Below are 25,003 nucleotides of genomic sequence, written 5' to 3'. Positions count from 1 at the left end.
GTATAGTGTCTATTTTTATAAAAAGAAAAACATTCTTAAAAATTCATAGTAATCATCAGTTTTAAATTGTATAGTTTGAGAATTAATCTGTTTTACACCAGGATAAAAAGAAGATTTATAGGCTTTATAATGTTGTCTAAACTTTATTTCTATCTCAAATTTATCAGGTAACTTTATTATATGTCTAGATAAATCTCCTGTTAATGCATTTTTAACACCGTCTTTTATTTTATTTAATGCCAAATTAGGATGAATAGATATAGATGCATTTCCAATGCCTTTTGATACTGGTACAGTAATAATATTTGGATTGATTTTATTTGCTTCATTACAAAGCATTTCATCACCACTGACAAAAACTATAGGTACTCCAAAATAAGCGGCAGTATATGAGTTTATAGTAAATTCACTTACTATATTTCCGTTTATTTTTATATAGTCATAGTCACAATGCATAGTGTGAGATAGGGGGTTTCCATTTTGACTAGATCCACTATGATAGCCAATAAAAATGCAAGCATCAAAACTTTTATTAATACCAGCCATCATTACAAGAGGATCTCTAGTCCATCCTCTTAGTATACTAACATTTTCAGGAAGTGATAATGGATTTATACTTCTAGCACTATCATGTGCATCTTTAACTAAAATATTAGTAGCATTAGCAAAATTTGCTCCTATGCAAGCCGCATTAACTTCTTTTGTCATCTGATCTCTATGATAGCTTCCTACATTACTATCTAATTTAGTTTCATCCCAGTCTACAATTCCACAAGTTCCTTCTATATCAGCACTTAGATAAATTTTCATACTAATTCCTCCATAAATTTTAATATTAAATTAAAAATATATAAACCATAAAAAACTAAAAATAGGTAATATAAGCAAAAATATGGAATATATAAGGATTTTAACTATATATTAATAATAAGAAATATGGAACATATATAGAACTAAATTATAAATATAATTTAGCTTTAATAAAGGAGGCATAAGATTGAGATTATTAAGACCTACATGGGTAGAAATTAATCTAGATTACATAAAGCATAATTACATACAAATAAAAGAAAGTATCAATAAAAATGTAAAAATAGGCGCTGTCTTAAAAGCTAATGCATATGGTCATGGAGCTGTAGAAGTAGCTAAATTGTTAGAAGAAGAAAATGTAGATTATATATGTGTAGCTGGATTAAATGAAGCTATAGAACTTAGAAATGAAAATATAAATTCAAAAATGTTAGTAATGGGAGATATACCAAGTGATTTTATAAAGTTAGCTATAAAGAAGGATATAATTATAACTATATTTTCACATTCGTATGCTAAATTAATATCAGAAGCTGCCATAGATTTAAATAAAATAGCTAAAGTACATATAAAAATAAATACAGGATTTAATAGACTTGGACTTGATATAGATAACAATATATCTAATATAATACACGATATTTATAGATTACCAAATATATATATAGAAGGCATATTTTCACACTTAGCCCTAAAGGATATAAAAAGCGATTATGCTCAGTATGAGATATTTAAAAAATGTCTAGATAGTATAAAAGATATAAATATACCTATAAAGCATATATGCGATAGCATAGGTATGGTTGAATATAAAAATTTAAATATGGATATGGTCAGAGTAGGATCTAGCCTTTATGGTTATAACAGCAGAAAAACTAATATGCAACTAAAACCAGCAATGACATTTAAAAGCAAGATAACTCAAATAAGAAATATAAAAAGAGGACAAGGTATAAGTTATGATTATACATTTATAGCACCTAAAGATATAAAAATAGGAACTATTCCTTGTGGATATAGTGATGGAATACCGAGATTATTGTCAAACCAAGGTTTTGTAAGCGTAAATGGTTATAAAGCGAATATAATAGGAAAAATGTGTATGGATCAGTGTATGATTGATTTAAGTAACATAGAAAATGTAAAGGAAAACGATGAAGTGATATTTTATGGAAATGATGGACCAAAGTTATTAGATGTATCTAAGTTTGCTCAAACAAATAGAAACGAAATACTATCTTTAGTTTCAAGAAGAGTCCCAAGAGTTTACTTGAAAAACAATAAAGTTTACAAAATAGTAGATTACATAGAAAATAACTAATATTTAAAATATTAGAAGGGGGAGTTCTAGTGTTAAATTATGTATGGTTTGCTTTATTAGTAGGAGGGGTGATAATAGGAGTTTTTACAGGTAATACGCAAGCAGTAACTGATGCCGCCATATCGAATGCAGAAACTGCAGTAGAATTATCTATAGGATTAATAGGAGTTATGGCTTTATGGCTAGGGCTTATGAAAATAGCTGAAGAAGCTGGTTTGGTTCAACTTATAGGTAAGTGGTTAAGACCAATAATGAAAAAGTTATTTCCAGAGGTGCCTCAAGATCACCCAGCTATGGGAGCTATGGTTATGAATTTTGCAGCAAATATATTAGGGCTTGGAAATGCTGCCACACCACTAGGGATAAAAGCGATGAAAGAATTACAAACACTAAATGAAGAAAAAGACACTGCTACAAATGCAATGTGTATGTTTTTAGCTATAAATACAGCATCTGTAACATTAGTATCTTCAAGTGTTATAGCATATAGAGCTGCAGCGGGATCAGCTAACCCATCTGAAATAATAGGGCCTACATTAGTTGCAACATTAATTTCTGCAATAGCGGCAGTGATAGTTGTAAAAATATTTGAGAAATTTTCTAAAAATAATAAATCTAAAAAAATAGAGAATATGTAAGGTTAAATTATTTTAGGGGGAGTATAAATGTTTGAGAATATTATAAATGGAATATCATTGTATGCTATACCATTTTTTATGGTAAGTATACCTATATACGCTCTTGTAAAAAAAGTCAAGGTATATGAAGCATTTACAGAAGGGGCAAAGGATGGGTTTACAACTGCAATAACAATAATACCATTTTTAGTAGGAATGTTAGTGGCTATAGGAGTATTTAGAGCATCAGGTGCGATGGATTTAATAACTGATTTGTTTGCACCTATTACAAATAAAATAGGTATGCCTTCAGAAGTATTACCAATGGCTATGATGAGACCTTTATCTGGTGGTGGGGCATCAGGTATTATGAATGAGTTATTTACAGTTCATGGACCAGATTCACTTATAGGTAGAATGGCTTCAGTTATAAATGGATGTACAGAAACAACTTTTTATGTATTAGCAGTTTATTTTGGGGCAGTAGGAATAAAGAAAACTAGACATGCATTACCAGCAGGACTTATAGCAGATGCAGTAGGAATAATAATAGCCGTTATAGTAACTAATATTATGTTTATGTAAAAGGAGATGAATATATGATATTTCCAAAGGGGTTAAAAATAGGAGACACTATAGGTATAATAGCTCCATCTAGTCCATTTAGTAAGTATAGTTTAGAAGAAATCGAAATAGGATTTAAAGATTTAGGGTATAAGGTTAAATTTGGGAAAAGTTTAATAAGAAGATATAAAGGATATTTATCAGGAGAAGATAAAATAAGAGCTAAAGATATAGAAGATATGTTTTTAGATAAAGAAGTATCAGGAATAATTTGTATAAGAGGTGGGTATGGGACTCCTAGAATATTAGATATGATAGATTATGATATTATAAGATCAAATCCGAAATTTTTCGTAGGTTTTTCTGATATAACAGCACTCCATGTAGCATTTAATCAAAAGGCTAACTTAGCAACTATACATGGTGTAATGGCTGGAAGTGTTTTAGAGTGGGATTCATTTACATATAAATCCTTATTAGATAGTATAAATATGAGTCACAAATTAGAAATATCAAATCCTAGAAATGAAAAAATAATTACTATATCAAATGGTAGTTGTGAAGGAAAATTAATAGGAGGAAATTTATCTTTATTAGTGTCAACAATTGGTAGTAAGTATGAAGTAAATACAAAAGGAAAAATAATATTTATAGAAGAAATAGGAGAGTCAATTTATAAAATAGATAGGATGTTGACACAGTTAGGTCTTGCAGGTAAGTTTGATGATTGCGAAGGAATAATATTTGGTGATTTTTGTGACTGTCAAAAAGATGATGATGATGAATTTACAATAGAAGAAATACTAAAGGATAGAGTAGAAAAATATAATAAGCCTTGTATATATAATTTAAAATCTGGTCATTGTATGCCTATGATAACAATACCTTTTGGAATTAAATGTAAATTAGATGCAAGTAATCAAACTGTACAATTTTTTAGATAATTATAAAATAATTGCTTAAAAAGAGTACAAAAAAATATAGTAATATACGACAAATAAAAAAATCGAATAAAAGAGAAATTTAACTAATTTTAAAAATAACTATCCTAAAAGATAAAAAATAAAAGTCATAATAAGTATTTTAATGGAATTCGAATTTTCTTTGAAATTTCAACGATAAATTATATGAAGGGAATATGAAATAATTTAGTGAATTATATAATATACTTTATATTTTTTCAAAAGGGGATAAATAACATGAGATTGAGTAAAAGAGTAGTTAGCTTAATATGTTTATCATCTATGATGTTAAGTTTTAATTCATCATCAGTAAGTAACATAGAAGATAATTTTAATTTAAGCTCAATGAGCGTTATTAATAAAAAAGTAAATACAGTTGTAAAATCAATAAAATATGAAAATTCGGATTCTGAAAAATTAAAAGAACAAAGTAAATTAGAAAAAGAAAGAAAAATAAAACAAAAAGATTTAGAGTTAAAAAAAATAGAAAAATTAAGAAAAGAAAATATTACATATCTAAGAGAAAATATTACAGCCATTAGTGGTATAACAGAACAAGAATTAAAATCAGTTCTGTTAACTTACAATGGTGCAAGTACTATGGCTCATTTATCAAAAGCCTTAGTAGATGCAGAAAATAAATATGGAGTTAATGCTTTTGCTATGGCTGCTATAGTAGCTTTAGAAAGTGGATTTGCAACATCAAGAAGAGCTGTAGAAGATAATAATTTAACTGGATATGAGGTTTACAGTGACAATTCAGAAGGACGTTTGTTCAATAGCCAATATGATTCTATAATACAGACTGCAAAACATTTATCTAAAAATTATCTAACAAAAGGAGCTGTGTATTATAATGGTGTATCCGTTGACTCGGTACAGATAAATTATTGCCCAGATGAAGGTAAAGGCAAAAATTGGAATGGAAAAGTAGATAGCTTAGCAAATGATTTTCTTAAAACATATAAAAAATTATATTTATAATTAATAAAATTAAAAGCTTATAAATAGTTTTAACTATTTATAAGCTTTTAATTTTAAATTACAAATCCACCATTTGGACTAATTATCTGACCTGTTATAAAGTTAGATTTATCATCAGCTAAGAAAAGAGCTACGTTTGCAATATCTTCAGGAGTACCAAGTCTCATTAAAGGAGTTTCATCTTTTAGCACGTCTAAAATTTCATCGCTAACATTGTTTATCATATCAGTTTGTATAACTCCTGGAGCTATACAATTAACTTGAATGTTAGAAGGGCCAAGTTCTTTAGCAAGAGCTTTTGTCATACCAATTATTGCAGCTTTTGAAGTTGAATAATGAACCTCATAAGATCCACCCACCATTCCCCATATTGAAGAAATATTTATTATTTTACCGCTCATTTCAGGTATCATGTACTGAAGCGCTTTTTGAGTACAATAAAAAACACCATTTAAGTTAACATTCATCATATTTGTCCAGTCTTCATCAGTTATATCAGTGAATAATTTGTCTTGACTTATTCCTGCATTATTAACTAAAACATCAATACGACCAAATTCACCAATGCAATAGTTTACTAGTAAGTTCACTTCATGTTTTTTAGATACATCTGCTTTAAATAACTTAACAGATAGACCTTTATTTTTTAAATCAGTATAAAGTTCCATAGCTTCTTTTTCAGACTTACTATAATTTATTACTACATTATACCCAGATTCTGCAAATAAAATTGCAATTGCACGTCCTATACCACGAGAAGAACCTGTGACTATAGCTGTTTTTTTATTCATATTACTATCCTTTCTTAATATATAACTTAATTTATATAATTTTATGTATATTACAAATTATAAAATAGTATTTGAAATTTGTAAAATGTAGTTCCTATAAATGAATTAAATTTCACATAGAATTTTTATAAATTCTTTTAATATGTTAAATGTTAAAGTAGTATAGCTACTCTATAAACTCCTAGTAGAGATAATTATTACAAAAATAAAAGGTATTAAAATACCTTTTATTTTTGTCAAACTCTCTTAACATTAAAAGCACAAAGTCCTCTATCTGCTGATACCATTTCAAAGTTAACTTCTTCGCCTTCATTTAAATTTTTATTATTATTTTCATTTATATTAGAATAATGAATAAAAACATCTTCACCATTATCTGCACATATAAATCCATATCCTTTTTTAGGATTATACCATTTAACAACACCATTTATATTAGACATAATAAATCCTTCTTTCTCTTTGAAATAATATATAAATCTTTAACCTTATATATTATTTACTTTAAATTTTTATTTAATATATAGAAAAATATGAAAGATATCCATATGTTAACTATTTCAAAAACTTTAAATATAATTACTATGAATTTAAAGAAAATAAAATAAGTATAGTTATAATAGATATCCTTTTTATTTTGTAAAATACATTGAGAAGTTTTAATATGCTATAATTAAATTAAGTATTGGAAAATGAAATTAAATTTAAATATTTATAATATATGATTTATAGGGGTATAGGGGGAATTTTTATGCAAATATATTTAGATAACGCTGCTACGTCTATGATAAAACCTGAGAGTGTTCCAAAATCAATTTATGAATTTATGATAAATAATGGAACTACATCAGGTAGAGGTTCTTATAAAAGAGCCATTCAATCAGATAGATTAATTTATGAGACTAGAAAATCAATAGCATCTTTATTTAATTTTGACAATCCTAAAAATGTAATATTTACATCTAACATTACAGAGTCGCTAAATCTTGCAATAAAGGGCATTTTAAATGAAGGTGATCATGTTATAACAAGTTCATTAGAACATAATGCAGTATGGAGATGTTTAAAAACATTAGAAAGAGATAGAAATATAAGTATAAGTAAGGTTAAAGCTAATAAAGAAGGATTATCTAATCCTGAAGATATAGAAAATGCTATACAAGAAAATACAAAATTAATAATATTTAATCATGCATCTAATGTACTTGGAACTCTCCAACCGATAAAAGAAATAGGAAGCGTGGCAAGAAAATATAAAATACCTTTTTTAGTAGATACAGCTCAAACAGCAGGAGCTTATCCTATAGATATTCAAAATGATAATATAGATTTATTAGCATTTACAGGTCATAAATGTTTACTTGGACCAATGGGGACAGGTGGATTAATTATAAACTGGGATGGTAATATAAATCCTTTAAAATCAGGTGGAACAGGTGGAGACTCAGCCTACGAATATCAACCTAATTATTATCCAAATAAATTAGAAACTGGAACTTTAAATGTAAGTGGGCTAGTTGGACTTGGAGAAGCTATAAAATTTATAAATAAAGAAGGAATTAAAAATATACATAATAAAGAAAAAGAACTTATAGAGTATACACTAAAAAACCTCAATAATATAGATAATATCGAAATTTACGGACCTAAAGATAGTGAAAAAATAATAGGTGTAATATCTTTTAATATAAAAGATAAAATCCCTGAAGAAGTAGCTTATGAATTGGATACTAAATATAGTATTATGGTAAGATCAGGACTTCACTGTTCACCAAATGCTCATGAGCTAATAGGAACAAAGTCTAGGGGAACTATTAGAATAGGAATCGGATACTTCAATGAAAAAGAAGAAATAGACACACTTATAAAAGCGTTAAAAGAGATTTCTAAGAATTAACACATTAAGGGGGGACAATATGTACTTAGAATCCATAGACTTGAGATTCATACAACCTTGTACAACACATACATCAAGAATTAGGATAAAAGCAGATTTATCAAGGGAAATTTCCGAGTTATTTCCATATATAAATTCTTATATTAAATCATGTTTATATAATAATAAAGCTCAAAATGTAACATTTACTTATGAAGGTAAAATAATAACTATATTTAAAGAAAGCTTAACAATAACTAAGCTAATAAATGAAACGGATGCTTATGAAATGATGGATTATCTTAAAAATATGATTAATAAAATATATAATGATAAAGATTATATAGAACCATCATATGAAATGAATAAACTTCCAAGCCCAATAGAGCTATATAAGCTGTTACCAAAATTAAATTGTAAAAAGTGTGGTGAAGCTACATGTATGTCTTTTGCAAATAAACTATTAAATGGTCAGAGTAGTTTAAAAAAATGCATACATCTTCATGAAAGTTGTAATAAGGAAAATATAGAGAAATTAGAAGACATACTTTTAATGATTGGATATGAAGTATAACTATATATTATAAAAAGTCTAGGATATTTTCCTAGACTTTCTTTATTATACATGCATAACTTAAGTTATTTACACTACTCTTATAATAGCTAATAATATAAGTATAGCACCGGATAACCAAGATAAATTTACGTTAGCTTTTTGTGCAAATTTTGAACCTAAATAGCTACCAAGTAATAAGGCACATAAACCTATAACTAAAGATAAAATTACAACCTCAACATAGTTAACACTTCCAAGACTGCTACCGAAACCAACTGCTAAACTATCAAGTGATAAGGCAACTGCTAAGTAAAATGCCTCCTTACAATTTAGAACTTTAGACTTATCATAATCTGCTTTTATTTCATCAGCATAAATCTCAAGTACAAATTTAAAGTCAAATACTTTAAAAGTTAGTGGAACCCCAATATTTGAATATTTTTGAATATATTTTTTAAAAAAAGATTCAAATAATCTATAAACACCAAGTAAAAATAAAAGACAAAAGCTTACTGAAGTAGCGACACTTGGATTTAAAAAATCTTTAAATATAGACCCCAAAAACAAAGAAAAAGCTAAGAATAAAGAACAAACAATATTTATTATCATAGCTGAAGAAAAAGGTATCTTTATTTTGTCTGTGCCATAAGCGATACTTGCTACAAATGTATCTATACATAATGAACATACTAAAAGTAAAGATTCTAACATTCAGACACCCCCTATATTGTCATAACTATTATTATATTATTAAAATCAGTTTAATTAGTTACTTAAAATTTATAAAATATATATAAATTAAAACCATCCAGCTTTAGAAAGCTTGATGTTTTTTATATTTATTGAATTTTTAATAATTTTAACAATATAAATTTAATACAAGACAATAAATTTAATCTAAATATATCTATTTTATTCTAATAGCATATATTAATTTATAATAAAAAAAGGGGGGATATTTTGAAAAAAAGATATATATCTATTTTGGTAATAATGATTATGTTTATATTTTCGTTAAATGTATATGCGCAAGATAAAAACAATTCATCTAATTTATTTTTATTTAGAGATAGTATAAGTAACAATGATGAAGTTTATGGAGATATTTATGCATTTGCTAAGGATATATCTCTAAATAGCATAGTTGGAGGAGATATTATATCTGCAGGTCAACAAATAGCTGTTAATTCAAAAGAGGTAAAAGGTAATATTCGATTAGCAGGTCAAGACCTTTATATTAATGTTGATAATACTAAAAATATTACCGTTGCGGCACAAAATATTAATATAAGTAAGAATACCAAAAGTAATGCTATCTATGCAGCTTCAAAAGACTTTAAATTTCAAGGTCAAACAAATGAACTATCTACAACAGCTAAAGACGTTATTATAGATGGTACTGTTAATAATGACTTAAACGTTGAGTGAGAAAATATAACTATAGGTAAAGATGCTAAGTTATTAGGAAAAATTAATATAAAATCACCTAATGAAGCTACTGTTTATGGTAAACATAATTTAGAAAATGTACATTATGAAAAAGTATTAACTAAGGAAAGTAATTATTCATTTAGAATTATACCTATAGTAACAAGCTTTGTGAGTTCGATAGTTATAGGCTTTTTATTATTTATTTTGTTTAAAAATTATTTTAATAATTGTATTGAAGGTATATCACTAGATTTTGGAAAGTGTATGCTAATTGGTTTATGTGTATTTATAGCTTTTCCTATATTATTTTTATTGCTTTGCATAAGCATAATAGGAATTCCAATTTCATTACTGCTGTTAATGTTATATATATTATTAATATATTTATCTCATATCATTGTAGGTATAATAATTGGAAAATTTATATTAAAAAATTATAATTCATTTTTGCAACTCATAATTGGTATATGTGTAGTCAAATTATTAATTTATATACCTTTTATAGGGTTTATATTAGGATTATGTGCTGTATTGTTTACATTAGGATTATTAACTCTTAAAATATATTCAAGAATAAGATAATATAAAGGTGTGCTATGATATTTATATTTTGTAGCACACTTTTACTATTTCTGAAAATTATTTTTATTTGGACAAATCTTTACTCAAAATACATACTATATATTAAGTTTACTCTTTAACCAAGGAGGTAAAATGAATGCCCAAAGCAAATTATGGAGATATCATATATGTCAATCATCTTTTATATAAACATTTTGGAATATATTTAAGTGATGATTGTATAATACATTATGATGGTAAACAGGATGATTTACTCTTAAGAAAAATGTATGTAAGAGTTACAGATATCGAGAGATTTCTAAATGGTAAAGAAACTTATAAGGTTAAACAAATTAAAAATAAAAACTATTCTTCAGACGAAGTAGTAAAAAGAGCTAAAAGTAAAATAGGTTCACAAAATTTTAATATTATTTTAAATAATTGTGAGCACTTTGCTAATTGGTGTAAAACAGGAAATAGAAAATCTAGTCAAGTAAACATAATTTTAGGAGCTGTATTTTTGTATTTATTAAATGATTGTTATAAATAGATATAATTTAAAAAGGATTTATGCAATATATATTGTATAAATCCTTTTTGAATATAAATTGCACAAACAAATCATAATAAAATCATTAAGATTATTAGGGAAGGAGATGTTGTATTGAAAAAAATAGTTTTAATAAGGCATGGTCAAAGCTTATGGAATCTAGAAAATAGATTTACAGGATGGAGTGATGTAGATTTATCTGAAAATGGATTAATTGAAGCTAGAAAGGCTGGAAAAATTCTTAAAGAACATGGCTTTACATTTGACATAGCTTATACATCAGTTCTTAAAAGATCTATAAGAACCCTGTGGATTGTATTACATGAAATGGACCTTATGTGGATACCAGTTCATAAGTGTTGGAAATTTAATGAAAGACATTATGGAGCGTTACAAGGATTAAATAAAGAAGAAACAGCAAAGTTATATGGTGAAAATCAAGTGTATAATTGGAGAAGATCTGTAAATATAGCTCCTCCTCCAATAACACGAGAAGATAAAAGGTATCCAGGAAATGAAGTTAAATATGCTAATCTTAGTACAGAACAAATTCCTCTTACTGAAAACTTAGAGGATACAGAAAAGAGAGTTCTTGAAGAATGGAATAATTTAATAGTACCTAATTTGAAAAATAATAAAAAAATTATAATATCAGCTCATGGAAACACACTAAGAGCTTTAGTTAAGTATTTAGACAATATGAGTAGTGATGGAATTGCAAATCTAAATATTCCAACTGGGACACCTTTAATATATGAATTAGATAATAATCTAAAACCTATAAGACATTATTGCTTATCTATAGAAGGTGAAATACCTAAAGATGAAATACCAAAATTTATACAATAAATTTACTATTGACAAAATAATTTAAAGGTATATAATTTTTTATAAAATAAAACAAAATTATAAAAATAACTACTAAAAAATATAATATATTATATGGATTTATGTTTTCATAGTGTAAATTGTAGTTTAAAACATTATTAAAAATATTAAGAATCAAGAAAAATTCATATGCTATATATATGTAATAATTATTTCTTGGGACATAATTTAAAGGGAGGTATTTTTATGGATATAGAAAAAATGACTGTAAGAGTTCAAAAAAGCTTAAATGATGCTTATAGCATCGCTGTGAAAAATCATAATCAACAAGTTGATGTTATTCATCTTTTTAGTGCTCTTGTTAATCAAGAAGATGGTCTTATACCAAATATACTAGAAAAAATGAATATATCAGTTGAATCATTAAAGTCAAGTATCGACTCAGAACTAAGTAAATTTCCTCAAATACATGGAGAAGGTATAAGTTCTCAAGGAGTTGTCGCTACAAGAAGAATAAATGAAGTTTTAATAAAAGCCGAGGAAATATCTAAAGAATTTAAAGATGCATACATAAGTGTTGAACATGTAATGCTTGCAATTATAGATATGGAAACGAGTACATCTATCGGAAAAATATTAAAACAATACAATATAAATAAAAGTGATTTTTTAAAAGTACTATCACAAGTTCGAGGAAGTCAAAGAGTCGAGACTCAAGATCCGGAAGGTACTTACGAGGCTTTAGCTCGTTATGGTACCAACTTAGTTGAACTTGCTAAAAAACATAAACTAGATCCTGTAATAGGAAGAGATGAAGAAATAAGAAGAGTAATAAGAATTTTATCAAGAAGAACTAAAAATAATCCAGTTTTAATAGGTGAGCCAGGCGTTGGTAAAACAGCCATTGTTGAAGGTTTAGCTGAGAGAATAATAAGAGGAGATGTTCCAGAAGGTCTTAAGGATAAAATAATATTTTCTTTAGATATGGGTTCTTTAATTGCCGGGGCAAAGTATAGAGGTGAATTTGAAGAAAGACTAAAAGCAGTGCTTAAAGAAGTACAAAGTTCAGATGGTAAGATAATACTGTTTATAGATGAAATTCACACTATAGTAGGTGCAGGAAAGACAGAAGGTGCTATGGATGCAGGAAATTTAATAAAACCTATGCTTGCACGTGGAGAACTTAACTGTATTGGTGCTACTACATTTGACGAATATAGACAGTATATAGAAAAAGACAAGGCATTAGAAAGACGTTTCCAACCTGTTATAGCAGAAGAACCTAGCGTTTCTGATACAGTATCTATACTTCGTGGACTTAAGGAAAGATTCGAAATCCATCATGGAATAAGAATTCATGACAGCGCAATAGTTGCTGCTGCAAAACTTTCTGATAGATATATTCAGGATAGATTTTTACCTGACAAGGCAATAGATTTAATAGATGAAGCTGGAGCTATGATAAGAAGTGAAATAGATTCTCTACCTACAGAACTTGATATAGTTAGAAGAAAGTTATTTACACTTGAAACTGAAAGAGAAGCTTTACTTAAAGAAAATGATGAAAAAAGTAGACAAAGACTTGATATAATAACTAAAGAAATATCAGAACTTAAATCGAAAAACGACGAGATGACCGCTAAATACGAGAAAGAAAAGAGTCAAATACTAGAAATAAGAGATTTAAAATCACAACTTGATGAAGCAAAAGGAAATGTTGAGAAATATGAACGAGAATATGATTTTAATAAAGCAGCTGAAGTTAAATATGGGATTATACCAAAATTAGAAGAACAAATAAAACATCATGAAGAAAAAATGCAAAATAGCTATGATAATGCTTTACTTAAAGAAGAAGTAACTGAAAATGAAATATCTCAAATCGTTGCAAAATGGACTGGTATTCCAGTTACTAAACTAGTAGAAGGAGAACGAGAAAAGTTACTTAAATTAGAGGATGAACTTCATAAAAGAGTTATAGGTCAAGATGAAGCTGTTACAGCAGTTTCAAATGCAGTTATCCGTGCTCGTGCAGGTCTTAAAGATGAGAAAAAACCAATTGGTTCATTTATATTCTTAGGTCCAACAGGAGTTGGTAAAACAGAACTTGCAAAAACTTTAGCTCGTAATTTATTTGATAGTGAAGAAAATATAATAAGAATAGATATGTCTGAGTATATGGAAAAACACGCAGTATCTAGACTTATAGGACCTCCTCCAGGATATGTTGGATATGAAGAAGGAGGGCAACTTACGGAAGCAGTAAGAAGAAATCCATACTCAGTTATTTTATTTGATGAAATAGAAAAAGCTCATGAAGATGTATTTAACTTATTTTTACAAATATTAGATGATGGAAGACTTACTGATAATAAAGGCAAAACAGTAGATTTTAAAAATACCCTTATAATAATGACATCTAATATAGGAAGCCACTATTTACTAGAAGCTGGAGAAAACATCACAGAAGAAACTAAAGAACTTGTAATGGGAGAAATGAAATATAAATTTAAACCAGAGTTCTTAAATAGAGTAGATGATATTATAATGTTTAAACCTTTAGATAAAGAAGGTATAAAACGTATAATAGATATATTTATGAAAGATTTAGAAAATAGATTAAGAGATAAAAATATAAATATAGAAGTTACTGATTCTGCAAAAGATATAATGGCTAGAGAAGGATATGACCCTGTATATGGCGCTAGACCACTTAAAAGATATATAGGAAATACTCTAGAAACAATGATTGCTAAAAAGATAATCTCAGGAGATATTTATAGTGGATGCACAATTATTATTACCGGAGAAGATGATAGAATAATGATTAATATAAAATAGTAAAAATAGGATGGTTATTTGCCATCCTATTTTTCTTATAAATTAGAATAAACCATGTCAAAAATAAGGAGTTATTTGTTAAGCATAGCATCTTGTACTGTATCAAATCCAAGTCTGTCAACCATTTTGAAAAATCTTTCACCATCAATGCCATTATTTTTATAAAAAATTATACCTCTTTCAACTATATCTAAAGCTTCTTCTGGAGTATAAACACCTTTAAGTTCTTTACCTATAATCTTGCTCGTACCAAATGTACCACCAATGGTTATTATCACTTGATTTAGTTTTTTGCCTATAACTCCAATACACGAAAGTTGAGCTTTTGGACAACTATTTTTACATCCACCAACTCCTAATCTTATTTTATTTGGAAGGACTGTGTCATAATACCCTTTATAAAATCTTTTATGCATTTCATTAGTGATTTTTTCAGTATCTATTAATCCAAATTTACAGACAGTTCCTTTACATGTATGTATTGGTCTTACTCTTTTACCTGTACCACCATTTTCAAGTCCGATGCTTTTAAGTTCATTTTTTACAGATTCTATATCTTCATATTTTATAAATGGTATTTCAATATCTAGCCTTTGGGTAAGTGTGTAGTAAGATTTACCATACTTATCGCATATTTCACTTATTTTATTAGACTGTTCTTTTGTTATATGACCTGCAGGTATTATTACTCTACATGAAAAATGAACTCCATCTTTAAGTGGTAAAAATCCATGGCCCTTTGCTATCATTAATTCTTCTTTTGTTAATTCCATAATATACCTCCAACTCAAATAATTGCTTATTAAATTATAGCATAATATAAATAATACTATTATTTTGTTATTTAATACTAATTATTTATATTTTTAATACAAGATGTAGGATAAAAGTGAATTTTTAAAGAGCATATGATAAAATATGTACTATAAAAATATAATGAGGTGAAATAATGAAATTATTCCATTTAGGAGATTTACATATAGGAAAAGTAGTAAATGGATTTTCTATGATAGAAGATCAAGAATTTGTATTAAAGCAAGTAAAAGATAAGATAAAAGAATATAAACCAGATGTTTTAATACTTGCTGGAGATATATATGATAGGAGTGTGCCTCCTGCTAAGGCTATATCTTTGTTTAATGAGTTTTTAAGGGATGTATTGCTAGAACTAAAAACTCCAATACTCGCTATTGCAGGTAACCATGATGGAGCAGATTTGATCGGATTTGGTAAAGAAATATTTGAAAAGACAGGTCTATATATAGAGGGGAATTTTAGGAGAGATATAAAAAAAATATCATTAAAAGATGAGCATGGACATGTAAACTTCTATTTAGTTCCTTTTGCGGATTATGCTGTAGTACGTGATGAATTAGATAACAAAGATATTAAATCCTTAAATGATGCTATGAAAGCTATAATACATGATATAGATAAAGAGATAAATATTAATGAAAGAAATATTCTTATAACGCATGCGTATGTCACAGGTGGAGAAAATCCTGAAACTAGTGACTCAGAAAAAATGTTGGTTATAGGAGGAAAAGAGTATGTTGAGTCAAGCTTATTTAATAATTTTGATTATGTAGCCTTAGGACATTTACATAGATGTCAAGGTATAGGCGGAAATAGAATAAGATATTCAGGTTCACTTTTAAAATACTCATTCTCTGAGGAAAACTATGATAAATCAATAACTATGATAGATATAGATAAAAATAAAGAAATAAAGTGTGAATTATTACCATTGACTCCAATAAGAGATATGAAAACATTAGAAGGTAATTTAGAAGATTTATTAGAGAATATAGATGAAAGTATAAAAAATGATTATATAAGAATTATATTAACAGATCAAGGGGAACTTATAGAACCTATGTCAAAACTTAGACAAGTGTACCCAAATGTTATGTTACTTGAAATAAAAAGAATAATAGGTAATATGACTCAATCGCCTCTTACATCAAGTGAAAGACAATCCAAATCAATGGATGAGCTATTTAGTGATTTTTATAGATATCATATGAAAGATGATTTAAGTGAAGAAGGTATGAAAATAGTAAACAAAGTTATAAAGGATGTAAAGGGGGAAGAGTTTTAATATGAAACCTGTATCTTTAAAAATAACAGCTTTTGGACCATATGCAAAAACTACTACTTTAAATTTTAAGGAAGATTTAAAAAATCAAAACATATTTGTTATAACAGGACCTACAGGAAGTGGTAAAACTACTATATTTGATGCTATATGCTATGCACTATATGGTCAAACTAGCGGCAATAAAAGAAATGGAGAGCAACTTAGAAGTGATTTTGTAGGAATTGATGGGGATAAGACAGAAGTTGAATTTACTTTCTCAGTTAGAAATAAAGAATACTTTATAAAAAGAAGCCCTAAGCAAAAAAGAAAAAGTAAAAGAGGAAATAAAGAAGTTGAAGATAGCGCTAGTGTAGAATTTAAAGCATTAGATAGTGATAATGCACCACTTACAAAAGATAAAGATGTAAATGAAAAGGTATTGTCTGTAATAGGATTAAATGTAGAACAGTTTAGAAAAATAGTCATGATACCTCAAGGAGATTTTAGAGAATTTTTATATGCAAACACTTCTGTAAAAGAAGAGATACTTAGAAAAATATTTGGAACAGATATATATAAAAAAGTTCAAGAAAGACTCTCTGAAGAAACTACCGTTCTTAGTAAAGATGTTGAACATATAAGAAATGATATAAACTCTATACTAAAGGTAGTAAAGTGTAGTCAAGATTCTGAACTTTATAATATGATTAAAAATGATGAACTTCATTCAAAAATTATAGATAAGCTATCTGAATATATAGAAGAAGAAAAACTAGTAAAAAATGAAAATGTAAAAATTATAGAAGATTTAAACTTAGATATTAAAAATAAAAATGATAAAATAAATAAATCAACAGTAATAAATGATAAATTTAATGCTAAAGAAGCTGAAGAAATCAGATTAAATAATTTAAAACAAAAAGAAAATGAATTTAAAATTAAATGTGAAAGTCTAAAAAAATATAAAAAAGCTTTAGATATACTAGTTCATGAAGAAAATTATTTAAAAGAAGATGAAGAAAAAAAGAAACTTGAAAATACTATAAAGATAACACAAGAAGAATTAGATAGGTGTTTAGTTGAATTAGATAAAATAACTCAAATGTATAATCAAATAGAAGAGAAACAGAAAGAAAAAGAAAAGATTAATATAGATTTAAATAATTTAATGAACTATATAAAAGATGTTAATGATATAGATTTAAAGGCTAATAGCATATCTAAGTTAACGAAAAATAAAGAAGAAATAGAAAAAAAGCAAAATTCTTATAAATTTGAATGTGAAAATTTAGAAAAAGAAATTGATACATTTATAAATAAACAAGAAGAACTTTTTAAATGCAAGCAAGAAAAGATAGAACTTGAGAATATTAATAAAAACTATGCTATCCTTAGAGATAAGCTTTTAAATTTATATAACTATGCTAAGGATTATAATGCTTATTATTCTGAACTTGATAAAGAAACTATAAAAGAAGAAAATTTAGAAAAAGAAATAAATAAACTAAAAGAGCAAGAACAGGTAAAGATAGATCTATTTATAAACGGGGAAGCTATAAGGCTAGCTAAGCATCTTAAAGAAGGATGTGAATGTCCTGTATGTGGATCAACATCTCATCCTAACAAAAGGACTGCTAATGAGGATATACCCACTAAAAAAGACTTAGATGAATTTAAAAATTATATAAATTCTAAAGAAAAAGAAAAAGAGATTTTAACTAAAAATAAAAACGATTTACAATCTAAATTAATTGGATTGAAAACATATATAAAAGAAATGTTTATAGAACTTGTAAATGAAAAAATATTTACCAATGATGATAAAGTTTTAGATTATACAAACACAGTGTTACCGAAAGGAAAAGAAATAAAGTTAAAAATAGATGAAACAAATACTAAGTTGAAAACTTTAGAAGCCAATATTATCTTGTTGGAAAAAGAAATAAAAGACCTAAATGATAAGAAAGAAAAATTAAAAACACGCAAAGAGGAACTTGTAAAAATAGAATTGGAAGTAAAAAAAATAAGTGATACTTTAATAGGTGAGCAAAATTCATACAATGAAATATTAAAAAGAGTTCCTCAAAAATATCATAGTTTAGAAATCTTAAATTTAGATATAAATACTTTAAGCAAAGAACTAAATGATATAGAAGCGTATATAAAATCAGTAAGAAATAACTATGATGAAATATCTAAGAAAAAAATAACAATACAGAGTGGTTTAGACAATTTAAAAAATAATTTAGATAATACTTTATCTAAATTAGAATTACTTAAATCAAAATTTGAAAATTTAGTTAAAGAAAACTTCTCTAGCTTAGAAGAATACAATTTATCTAAAATAGATGAAAATATAATTGACAACTTAGATAAAGAAATAAATAAGTATAATGAAGAGTTAACTGTATCTATAAGAACAGTAGAAAACCTATCTAAGGAATTAGTAGGTTTAACAATTGTTAATTTAGATAATTTAAAAGACGAATTAAATGTATTAGAAACTAATAAAGAAGCTTTAGATAGTAAAATTAAAGAATTAAACTTAAATATAGTAGATAATGAAAAGATATTAATTAAAATTAAAAAAGATTATAATTCCATTAAAGAAAAAGAAGATCAATATAAACTAGTTGCAGATTTATCTAAACTTGCAAATGGAAGTAGTCAAAATAAAGTATCGTTTGAAACTTTTGTGCTGTCTAGTTACTTTGAAGATGTAATAATAGAAGCTAATAAAAGGTTACAGTCAATGACTTCAAAGAGATATTACTTATTAAGAAGAGAGGAAAATAAAGGTGGAGGAAGAAAAGGGTTGGACCTTGATGTATATGATAGTCATACTTGTAAGTCAAGACCAGTTAATACCTTATCTGGAGGAGAAAGCTTTAAGGCATCGTTAGCTCTAGCACTTGGACTTTCCGATACTGTTCAACATAATTCTGGAGGAATTAGGTTAGATACAATGTTTATAGATGAAGGTTTCGGTACTCTTGATTCTGAATCATTAGATAATGCAATTGATACACTAATGGAACTTCAGGATAATGGTAGAATAATAGGTGTAATATCTCATGTTAATGAGTTAAAGGAAAGAATACCTTCTAAATTAATAGTTGAAATGGACACTAAAGGTAGTAAGGCATATTTTAATAAGATATAAATAAAATCCAGTACTAAATTTAGTACTGGATTTTATTTATTATATAGTAATATTATATTCTTCAATTAGTTGATTGTTGGAATGTTCTATTTCAAGTCTTACATCAAATCTAAAAGCTATAAACGAAATTATACCAATTAGTATTAAAATTAACCCGGTCTTCAAACTTTTTATACAATCTTTTTTGTTTCCTTTAATGATTAGATATAATCCATATAGAGTAAAAAGAATACCCACTATTCCAGGAACTATTAAAATAGAAAAAATAACAATAAATAGTGTTAAAACTGAGAATAATACCATTTACAGAGCACCTCCTCTATTATACTATATATTATTAAAAAATATTTATAATAGTTCTAATTTACAAGTAAGATTAATGTATACATATAAAAATTTAGTCATTTTTTAAGTAGCTTATTAAAATATTAATAACTTATAAATTTTCTATAAAAATATAGATTAAAAAATTAAGAAAGTGGCATATTATCATACAACAGAACAAATGTTCTTAGTGGTAAAAAGTGGCACTTTGAAAATTTTTTTTATAAATCATTGAGATTTAAATAGTTTTAATTTATATTAAGAAACATTTTAATTTATAATAATATATAAGTAACACTATGCATATATTTATCATATTATTTAGTACACTATAAAAAACTCCCTACAATAAAAATATTATCTTAGTTATCTAGAAACTTTTATAGATAAAACCCATAACTTAATAAATGTAGGTAAGTAAATATAGTAATATGAAGTAACTGTGAAATTTTAGGTTACTTCATATTTTTTTGTATTTTAATATTATATTAAACATATAAATTATATGTATAAATAATAAAAAGGGGAGTGGTATAAAATTGAATAATATAATCATTAATTCTATAACTATAGCATTTTTAATAATAATTGTATTGTATTCAGTAATAAATATAATACTAAATAAAAACTTATATAACTTTATAAGCGAAGATCTTATAAGGCTTAATGAAAATTATAAGATAAGTTTATTATATTCGGATATAAAAAATAAATATTCTTTATACATATTAGAAAACTCACATGCAGATATAAACATAGCTTCATTTATTGAAGAGATCTGTGCAAGCTTAAAATTTAAAAATAGGTTTGTATTAGATAAAATAAAGCGAATAAAAAACGCTTCATCTACATGCATTTTATTAGGAGTGTTGGGTACATTTATAGGGCTTTCTATGATGCTTTTAAGTATTAATACTAGTGACATAATAAATTCCCTTCCTGAGACTATAAGCAGTATGCAAACTGCATTTATAACAAGTATATTTGGTATAGTATGCTCAATTATACTAAACTTAATAATAGGATATCATGATTGTGAGCATATACTAATTCAATTAATGTTAAAAATGGAAAATTTACTAACATCAGAGATTACCCATCAAAAATCACAAGACATAGATAATAAAATAGAAGATGTAAAAAGCTCTATAAAGGAAATAAGTATATCAATAAAATCAATAGAAAGATTTGATCAAATATCAAAAGATTTAACTGAATTTAATAGTAAATTTATAAAGGGAATAGAAACTTTGAAAGAATTATTAGATGGTTCTCAAAACTCTATCAAAATATTTGATCAAAACGTTAGAAAGCTAGACAAACAATTTAGTATAATGAATATGAAATTTACGAAATTATTTGATACTTATGACAATCAAAGTGAAATAAATAAAGAAATATTATTAGATATAAAAGAAACTTCTAAAAATATTTCTGAATCAAATGTAAATCAACTTAAAATGAAAGACTATTTAAGAACTTTATCAGCAAACTTTGCACTATATGAAAGAAGCGCTCAAGACTTACTTAATAAATTAGTAGAACATGAAAATAAAATAATAAAAAATCAAGGAGATCTTAATGAAGAACAAGTAAATTTAGATACGACAGTAAAACACTTAGCTTCTGTAATTGCTATATCTTCTCAAGACATTGAACAAAAATTAAATATGATATTTGACTATATAGACATCTACAAAGAAGCTTCGACAATTAACGCTATGCAAAATGATAATTATAAAAAATACTCGGGTGAAGAAATTTACGATATGGAAAAAACAAATGAATCAAATGAAATAATAAAATCTTCAAACAAATACCCAAGTAAAACATCAACATCTAAAAAATCATACAATAAGTTTAGAAGAAAGTTAATTGGAGATGATAGAAATGGTAAATAAATATAGGAGGACTATAAATAGAGAATTTGAAAAAAGTAGTTTTTGGCCTACTTTCACAGATATGATTTCAACTGTATTAATGGTTGTTATGCTTATGCTATTTAGTTCTGAATCAATTGCAGGATCTGTTGAAAAAGAGTTAGCAAAAAATGTGGGCACATCAGTAGAGGAAACTCTAAAAGCAAATGGAATACCTGTGGATGTAGATAAGACAACTGGCCAAATAACATTTGGTGAAAAAACTATGTTTGATGTAGATAAATCAGAGTTAAAACCTGAAGCGAAAGAAATGCTAAAAATATTTATTCCAAAGTACATAGAAACAATTTATAAAGATTATGGGGATAATATATCTAAAATAGTTATAAAAGGCCATACAGACGATGTAGGGAGTTATTTATATAATTTAGATTTATCTCAAAAACGTGCGTTTAGCGTTGCAAAGTTCATTGTTAGTGATGAAATAGGAGATTATAAGTATAAAGATAAAGTTATGAAAGACATAGAAGCGATAGGAAGGTCTGAGGCTGAACTTGTAAAAAATAAGGATGGTAGTGTAAATAAAGATGCATCAAGAAGAGTAGAAATAAAATATGAAATAAAAGTTAATAATTAATAAAAAATAAAAGGTGGTTAATAACCACCTTTTATTTTTTATTATATTGAATAGATTGTACAGTATCTTCATTCATTGTGTTATTTTTAAATTTTACAGAAAGATAAAAACTAAATATTAGCATTGGTATTAGTACTAACAAAGCAATTAATTGAGTATCTTTAGTCCGCTTATAATTATTGGTCAAGAAATCCCCTCCAAATCCCAAAATAAAGTAAGTTTATAATATATTTTGCTAATACAATTTTTAGGATGTAAAGTTTAGTTTTGGGAAAATATATTTTGAAAATCTACATATATTTATAGTATACTATCATAGAAACAAAAAATTTCCACATAAAATAAAGTTTTATTAAAAATTTATTTTATGTGGCATAATATCTAGTGATATTATATGATTTTTTACAAATTAAGGAGGAACAAAATATGGCTACACCAACACCACATAATAATGCAAAAATAGGAGATATAGCAGAAACTGTGCTATTACCAGGAGATCCATTAAGAGCTAAGTTTATAGCAGAAACATTTTTAGAAGATGTGGTTCAATATAATACAGTAAGAGGTATGTTTGGATATACTGGATATTACAAAGGAAAGAAAATATCTGTTCAAGGTTCAGGAATGGGAATACCTTCAATCGGAATATATTCATATGAGCTTATACATTTTTATGGAGTTAAAAATTTAGTAAGAATAGGTTCAGCAGGAGCCATAAGTACAGATTTAAATTTACATGATGTAGTAATTGGAATGGGTGCTTGTACAGACTCAAATTATGCAGCTCAATTTGATTTACCAGGAACTTATGCTCCGATAGCAAGTTATGAACTAATGCAAAAAGCAATAGATGTAGCTAAAGAACAAGGAACGAAAGTGACTGTAGGTAATATACTTTCAAACGACGTATTTTATTCAGATAGAGGGCTAGAAGGTGGGCTTGGTAAGTGGCAAAAAATGGGAGTACTTTGTGTAGAAATGGAAGCAGCAGGTCTTTATATGAATGCTGCTAGAGCAGGAGTTAATGCTTTAGCTATACTTACAATATCAGATTGTCCATTTACAGGAGAAGAATGTTCAGCTCATGATAGACAAGTAGCATTTACTAAAATGATGGAGATTGCTTTAGAATTAGCTTAATGATACTTAAAGTTCTTATTAATCGTAAAATACATAAACAATTATGAACTTTAGAAATAGGGGAAGATTACTATGTTAAAGATTTTAGCAATATTTTTTATAGTATTAGGAATTATTTTAAGAACTTCATATAAAGTTTCTATAAAGAAAGAAAATTTAACAAATAAACAAAGAGACGATTTAGAAAAATCTAAACATACAGGGAGTACTTTTATATTTGCTGGAATATCAGCTTTTATGTTAAGCTATATGTTTACGCTTTTTAAATAGTTATAGGAATACATAATATAAAAAAGATATGGATATCCATATCTTTTTTATATTACTCTAAACACACCTGTTACGATACCTACTAACTCAACATCTTTAGAATTTAAGATCATAGGCTCCATAAAATCATTTTCAGGCTTAAGTTTTATTACATTATCTTCTTTAAAGAATCTTTTAACAGTAGCGTATTCATTATGTATAAGTGCTACTACTATTTGAGAATTAGATGCAGTAGATTTTTTATCAACTACGACATAGTCACCATTTAATATACCTGCATTTATCATACTATCGCCTTTAACTTTTAATACAAAGTTATCAGTTCCTTTAACTAAATTCACTGGAAGAGGAATGTACTCTTCTATATTCTGTCTAGCTAATATTGGAGTACCTGCTGTTACTTGTCCTACTAAAGGTAAATGAAGTATTTCTTGGTTAAGGCCATTTTCAGAATCTGATTTATTAGTGTCTAGCACCTCTATAGCCCTTGGCTTAGTTGGATCACGTCTTATATATCCTAATTTTTCTAATTTATTCATATGAGAGTGAACTGTTGACGTTGATTTAAGACCAACTGCAACGCACATTTCACGAACTGAAGGCGGATAACCTTTTAGCGCTATTTGTTCTTTAATAAATTCTAATATAGCCACTTGTTTGCTACTTAAATCTAAATACATAAAATCACTCCTTTCTAAACTTAATGTAGTTTAATAAGAGTAGATGAATACCTTATTAATATAATATACCTATATTGTAGCACAATAAGTTTTTTTATACAAACGTTTGTTCTCGGAATTGAAATATTATATGTTAT

24 protein-coding genes are annotated in these 25,003 nt (G+C 26.6%); 18 read left to right on the top strand and 6 right to left on the bottom strand.

Annotated elements, in window-relative coordinates:
* Positions 1 to 15 precede the first annotated feature (15 nt).
* Positions 16 to 810 carry a M55 family metallopeptidase gene (locus tag JNUCC81_RS09280; RefSeq protein WP_454096325.1) on the bottom strand — a complete coding sequence of 265 codons (795 nt, stop codon included), beginning with the start codon at positions 808 to 810 and terminating at the stop codon, positions 16 to 18.
* 187 nt (positions 811 to 997) lie between these two features.
* On the opposite strand from JNUCC81_RS09280, the gene alr reads away from it, so the two are divergent.
* From alr to JNUCC81_RS09255, 5 genes are all read left to right on the top strand, one after another.
* Positions 998 to 2,131, top strand: coding sequence for an alanine racemase (gene alr, locus JNUCC81_RS09275; RefSeq protein ID WP_454096324.1), 1,134 nt, complete (start codon positions 998 to 1,000; stop codon positions 2,129 to 2,131).
* A gap of 29 nt (positions 2,132 to 2,160) precedes the next feature.
* On the top strand, positions 2,161 to 2,769 hold the full coding sequence (locus tag JNUCC81_RS09270) for a nucleoside recognition domain-containing protein (protein WP_454096323.1): 609 nt from the start codon (positions 2,161 to 2,163) through the stop codon (positions 2,767 to 2,769).
* 27 nt (positions 2,770 to 2,796) lie between these two features.
* A complete protein-coding gene (locus JNUCC81_RS09265; protein WP_454096322.1) occupies positions 2,797 to 3,333 on the top strand; it encodes a spore maturation protein in 537 nt (178 codons plus the stop codon).
* A 14-nt stretch (positions 3,334 to 3,347) separates the two neighbouring features.
* On the top strand, positions 3,348 to 4,256 hold the full coding sequence (locus JNUCC81_RS09260) for a S66 peptidase family protein (RefSeq protein WP_454096321.1): 909 nt from the start codon (positions 3,348 to 3,350) through the stop codon (positions 4,254 to 4,256).
* Between the two features lie 255 nt (positions 4,257 to 4,511).
* Positions 4,512 to 5,258 carry a glucosaminidase domain-containing protein gene (locus JNUCC81_RS09255; RefSeq protein WP_454096320.1) on the top strand — a complete coding sequence of 249 codons (747 nt, stop codon included), beginning with the start codon at positions 4,512 to 4,514 and terminating at the stop codon, positions 5,256 to 5,258.
* 53 nt (positions 5,259 to 5,311) lie between these two features.
* On the opposite strand, the gene ymfI is transcribed toward JNUCC81_RS09255, so the two are convergent.
* Positions 5,312 to 6,049, bottom strand: a complete 738-nt coding sequence (ymfI, locus tag JNUCC81_RS09250; RefSeq protein WP_454096319.1) for an elongation factor P 5-aminopentanone reductase — start codon at positions 6,047 to 6,049, stop codon at positions 5,312 to 5,314.
* 236 nt (positions 6,050 to 6,285) lie between these two features.
* Positions 6,286 to 6,492, bottom strand: coding sequence for a cold-shock protein (locus JNUCC81_RS09245; protein WP_208334480.1), 207 nt, complete (start codon positions 6,490 to 6,492; stop codon positions 6,286 to 6,288).
* A 308-nt stretch (positions 6,493 to 6,800) separates the two neighbouring features.
* Between JNUCC81_RS09245 and JNUCC81_RS09240 the strand changes: the two genes are divergently transcribed.
* Positions 6,801 to 7,946, top strand: coding sequence for an aminotransferase class V-fold PLP-dependent enzyme (locus tag JNUCC81_RS09240; RefSeq protein WP_454096318.1), 1,146 nt, complete (start codon positions 6,801 to 6,803; stop codon positions 7,944 to 7,946).
* Positions 7,947 to 7,965: 19 nt separating this feature from the next.
* Entirely contained in the window at positions 7,966 to 8,499 is a 534-nt protein-coding gene (locus tag JNUCC81_RS09235) for a (Fe-S)-binding protein (RefSeq protein ID WP_454096317.1), read from the top strand.
* A 69-nt stretch (positions 8,500 to 8,568) separates the two neighbouring features.
* Here the strand turns inward: JNUCC81_RS09235 and ytaF are convergent, their stop codons facing one another.
* Positions 8,569 to 9,192 carry a sporulation membrane protein YtaF gene (gene ytaF, locus JNUCC81_RS09230; RefSeq protein ID WP_208334483.1) on the bottom strand — a complete coding sequence of 208 codons (624 nt, stop codon included), beginning with the start codon at positions 9,190 to 9,192 and terminating at the stop codon, positions 8,569 to 8,571.
* Positions 9,193 to 9,441: 249 nt separating this feature from the next.
* Here ytaF and JNUCC81_RS09225 point away from each other — a divergent pair, with 249 nt between their 5' ends.
* The 5 genes from JNUCC81_RS09225 (at position 9,442) to clpB (ending at position 14,692) form a co-directional block, all read left to right on the top strand.
* Positions 9,442 to 9,909, top strand: coding sequence for a hypothetical protein (locus tag JNUCC81_RS09225; RefSeq protein ID WP_454096316.1), 468 nt, complete (start codon positions 9,442 to 9,444; stop codon positions 9,907 to 9,909).
* A 207-nt stretch (positions 9,910 to 10,116) separates the two neighbouring features.
* Positions 10,117 to 10,494, top strand: coding sequence for a hypothetical protein (locus tag JNUCC81_RS09220; RefSeq protein WP_454096315.1), 378 nt, complete (start codon positions 10,117 to 10,119; stop codon positions 10,492 to 10,494).
* 136 nt (positions 10,495 to 10,630) lie between these two features.
* Positions 10,631 to 11,023 carry a lecithin retinol acyltransferase family protein gene (locus JNUCC81_RS09215; protein WP_454096314.1) on the top strand — a complete coding sequence of 131 codons (393 nt, stop codon included), beginning with the start codon at positions 10,631 to 10,633 and terminating at the stop codon, positions 11,021 to 11,023.
* 114 nt (positions 11,024 to 11,137) lie between these two features.
* Entirely contained in the window at positions 11,138 to 11,872 is a 735-nt protein-coding gene (gpmA, locus tag JNUCC81_RS09210; RefSeq protein ID WP_454096313.1) for a 2,3-diphosphoglycerate-dependent phosphoglycerate mutase, read from the top strand.
* 225 nt (positions 11,873 to 12,097) lie between these two features.
* On the top strand, positions 12,098 to 14,692 hold the full coding sequence (gene clpB, locus JNUCC81_RS09205) for an ATP-dependent chaperone ClpB (RefSeq protein WP_454096312.1): 2,595 nt from the start codon (positions 12,098 to 12,100) through the stop codon (positions 14,690 to 14,692).
* A gap of 71 nt (positions 14,693 to 14,763) precedes the next feature.
* On the opposite strand, the gene JNUCC81_RS09200 is transcribed toward clpB, so the two are convergent.
* The gene (locus tag JNUCC81_RS09200; RefSeq protein WP_454096311.1) at positions 14,764 to 15,465 is read right to left on the bottom strand and encodes a hypothetical protein; all 702 of its coding nucleotides are present in this window, start codon (positions 15,463 to 15,465) and stop codon (positions 14,764 to 14,766) included.
* A gap of 176 nt (positions 15,466 to 15,641) precedes the next feature.
* On the opposite strand from JNUCC81_RS09200, the gene JNUCC81_RS09195 reads away from it, so the two are divergent.
* From JNUCC81_RS09195 to JNUCC81_RS09170, 6 genes are all read left to right on the top strand, one after another.
* Positions 15,642 to 16,793 (top strand): exonuclease SbcCD subunit D, encoded by a 1,152-nt coding sequence (locus JNUCC81_RS09195; RefSeq protein ID WP_454096310.1) that lies wholly within the window; start codon positions 15,642 to 15,644, stop codon positions 16,791 to 16,793.
* A gap of 1 nt (position 16,794) precedes the next feature.
* On the top strand, positions 16,795 to 19,935 hold the full coding sequence (locus tag JNUCC81_RS09190; protein WP_454096309.1) for an AAA family ATPase: 3,141 nt from the start codon (positions 16,795 to 16,797) through the stop codon (positions 19,933 to 19,935).
* 863 nt (positions 19,936 to 20,798) lie between these two features.
* Positions 20,799 to 22,160 carry a MotA/TolQ/ExbB proton channel family protein gene (locus JNUCC81_RS09185; RefSeq protein WP_454096308.1) on the top strand — a complete coding sequence of 454 codons (1,362 nt, stop codon included), beginning with the start codon at positions 20,799 to 20,801 and terminating at the stop codon, positions 22,158 to 22,160.
* A complete protein-coding gene (locus JNUCC81_RS09180) occupies positions 22,150 to 22,776 on the top strand; it encodes an OmpA family protein (protein WP_454096307.1) in 627 nt (208 codons plus the stop codon). Before JNUCC81_RS09185 ends, JNUCC81_RS09180 begins: the two co-directional genes overlap by 11 nt.
* Before the next feature lie 426 nt (positions 22,777 to 23,202).
* Positions 23,203 to 23,916 (top strand): purine-nucleoside phosphorylase, encoded by a 714-nt coding sequence (gene deoD / locus JNUCC81_RS09175; RefSeq protein WP_454096306.1) that lies wholly within the window; start codon positions 23,203 to 23,205, stop codon positions 23,914 to 23,916.
* Positions 23,917 to 23,988: 72 nt separating this feature from the next.
* Positions 23,989 to 24,186: a hypothetical protein gene (locus tag JNUCC81_RS09170; protein ID WP_454096305.1), complete on the top strand. Its 198-nt coding sequence runs from the start codon at positions 23,989 to 23,991 to the stop codon at positions 24,184 to 24,186.
* Positions 24,187 to 24,233: 47 nt separating this feature from the next.
* Here JNUCC81_RS09170 and lexA read toward each other — a convergent pair whose 3' ends face one another.
* Complete coding sequence (lexA, locus tag JNUCC81_RS09165) at positions 24,234 to 24,866, bottom strand: transcriptional repressor LexA (protein WP_454096304.1); 633 nt, start codon at positions 24,864 to 24,866, stop codon at positions 24,234 to 24,236.
* Between the last annotated feature and the right edge of the window lie 137 nt (positions 24,867 to 25,003).

This window comes from Faecalimicrobium sp. JNUCC 81 (assembly GCF_053667625.1).
The sequence above is the reverse complement of the archived record's forward strand: the minus strand, read 5'-3'. Positions and strand labels throughout refer to the sequence as shown.

Excerpts from the sequence above, each read along its gene's own strand:
- JNUCC81_RS09200 (WP_454096311.1), bottom strand. The coding sequence starts at position 15,465 with ATGGAATTAACAAAAGAAGAATTAATGATAGCAAAGGGCCATGGATTT.
- JNUCC81_RS09280 (WP_454096325.1), bottom strand. The coding sequence starts at position 810 with ATGAAAATTTATCTAAGTGCTGATATAGAAGGAACTTGTGGAATTGTA.
- JNUCC81_RS09265 (WP_454096322.1), top strand. The coding sequence starts at position 2,797 with ATGTTTGAGAATATTATAAATGGAATATCATTGTATGCTATACCATTT.
- JNUCC81_RS09215 (WP_454096314.1), top strand. The coding sequence starts at position 10,631 with ATGCCCAAAGCAAATTATGGAGATATCATATATGTCAATCATCTTTTA.
- JNUCC81_RS09190 (WP_454096309.1), top strand. The coding sequence starts at position 16,795 with ATGAAACCTGTATCTTTAAAAATAACAGCTTTTGGACCATATGCAAAA.
- JNUCC81_RS09260 (WP_454096321.1), top strand. The coding sequence starts at position 3,348 with ATGATATTTCCAAAGGGGTTAAAAATAGGAGACACTATAGGTATAATA.
- ymfI (WP_454096319.1), bottom strand. The coding sequence starts at position 6,049 with ATGAATAAAAAAACAGCTATAGTCACAGGTTCTTCTCGTGGTATAGGA.
- JNUCC81_RS09195 (WP_454096310.1), top strand. The coding sequence starts at position 15,642 with ATGAAATTATTCCATTTAGGAGATTTACATATAGGAAAAGTAGTAAAT.
- JNUCC81_RS09240 (WP_454096318.1), top strand. The coding sequence starts at position 6,801 with ATGCAAATATATTTAGATAACGCTGCTACGTCTATGATAAAACCTGAG.
- JNUCC81_RS09235 (WP_454096317.1), top strand. The coding sequence starts at position 7,966 with ATGTACTTAGAATCCATAGACTTGAGATTCATACAACCTTGTACAACA.
- deoD (WP_454096306.1), top strand. The coding sequence starts at position 23,203 with ATGGCTACACCAACACCACATAATAATGCAAAAATAGGAGATATAGCA.
- lexA (WP_454096304.1), bottom strand. The coding sequence starts at position 24,866 with ATGTATTTAGATTTAAGTAGCAAACAAGTGGCTATATTAGAATTTATT.
- JNUCC81_RS09170 (WP_454096305.1), top strand. The coding sequence starts at position 23,989 with ATGTTAAAGATTTTAGCAATATTTTTTATAGTATTAGGAATTATTTTA.
- JNUCC81_RS09245 (WP_208334480.1), bottom strand. The coding sequence starts at position 6,492 with ATGTCTAATATAAATGGTGTTGTTAAATGGTATAATCCTAAAAAAGGA.
- clpB (WP_454096312.1), top strand. The coding sequence starts at position 12,098 with ATGGATATAGAAAAAATGACTGTAAGAGTTCAAAAAAGCTTAAATGAT.
- JNUCC81_RS09180 (WP_454096307.1), top strand. The coding sequence starts at position 22,150 with ATGGTAAATAAATATAGGAGGACTATAAATAGAGAATTTGAAAAAAGT.
- ytaF (WP_208334483.1), bottom strand. The coding sequence starts at position 9,192 with ATGTTAGAATCTTTACTTTTAGTATGTTCATTATGTATAGATACATTT.
- JNUCC81_RS09255 (WP_454096320.1), top strand. The coding sequence starts at position 4,512 with ATGAGATTGAGTAAAAGAGTAGTTAGCTTAATATGTTTATCATCTATG.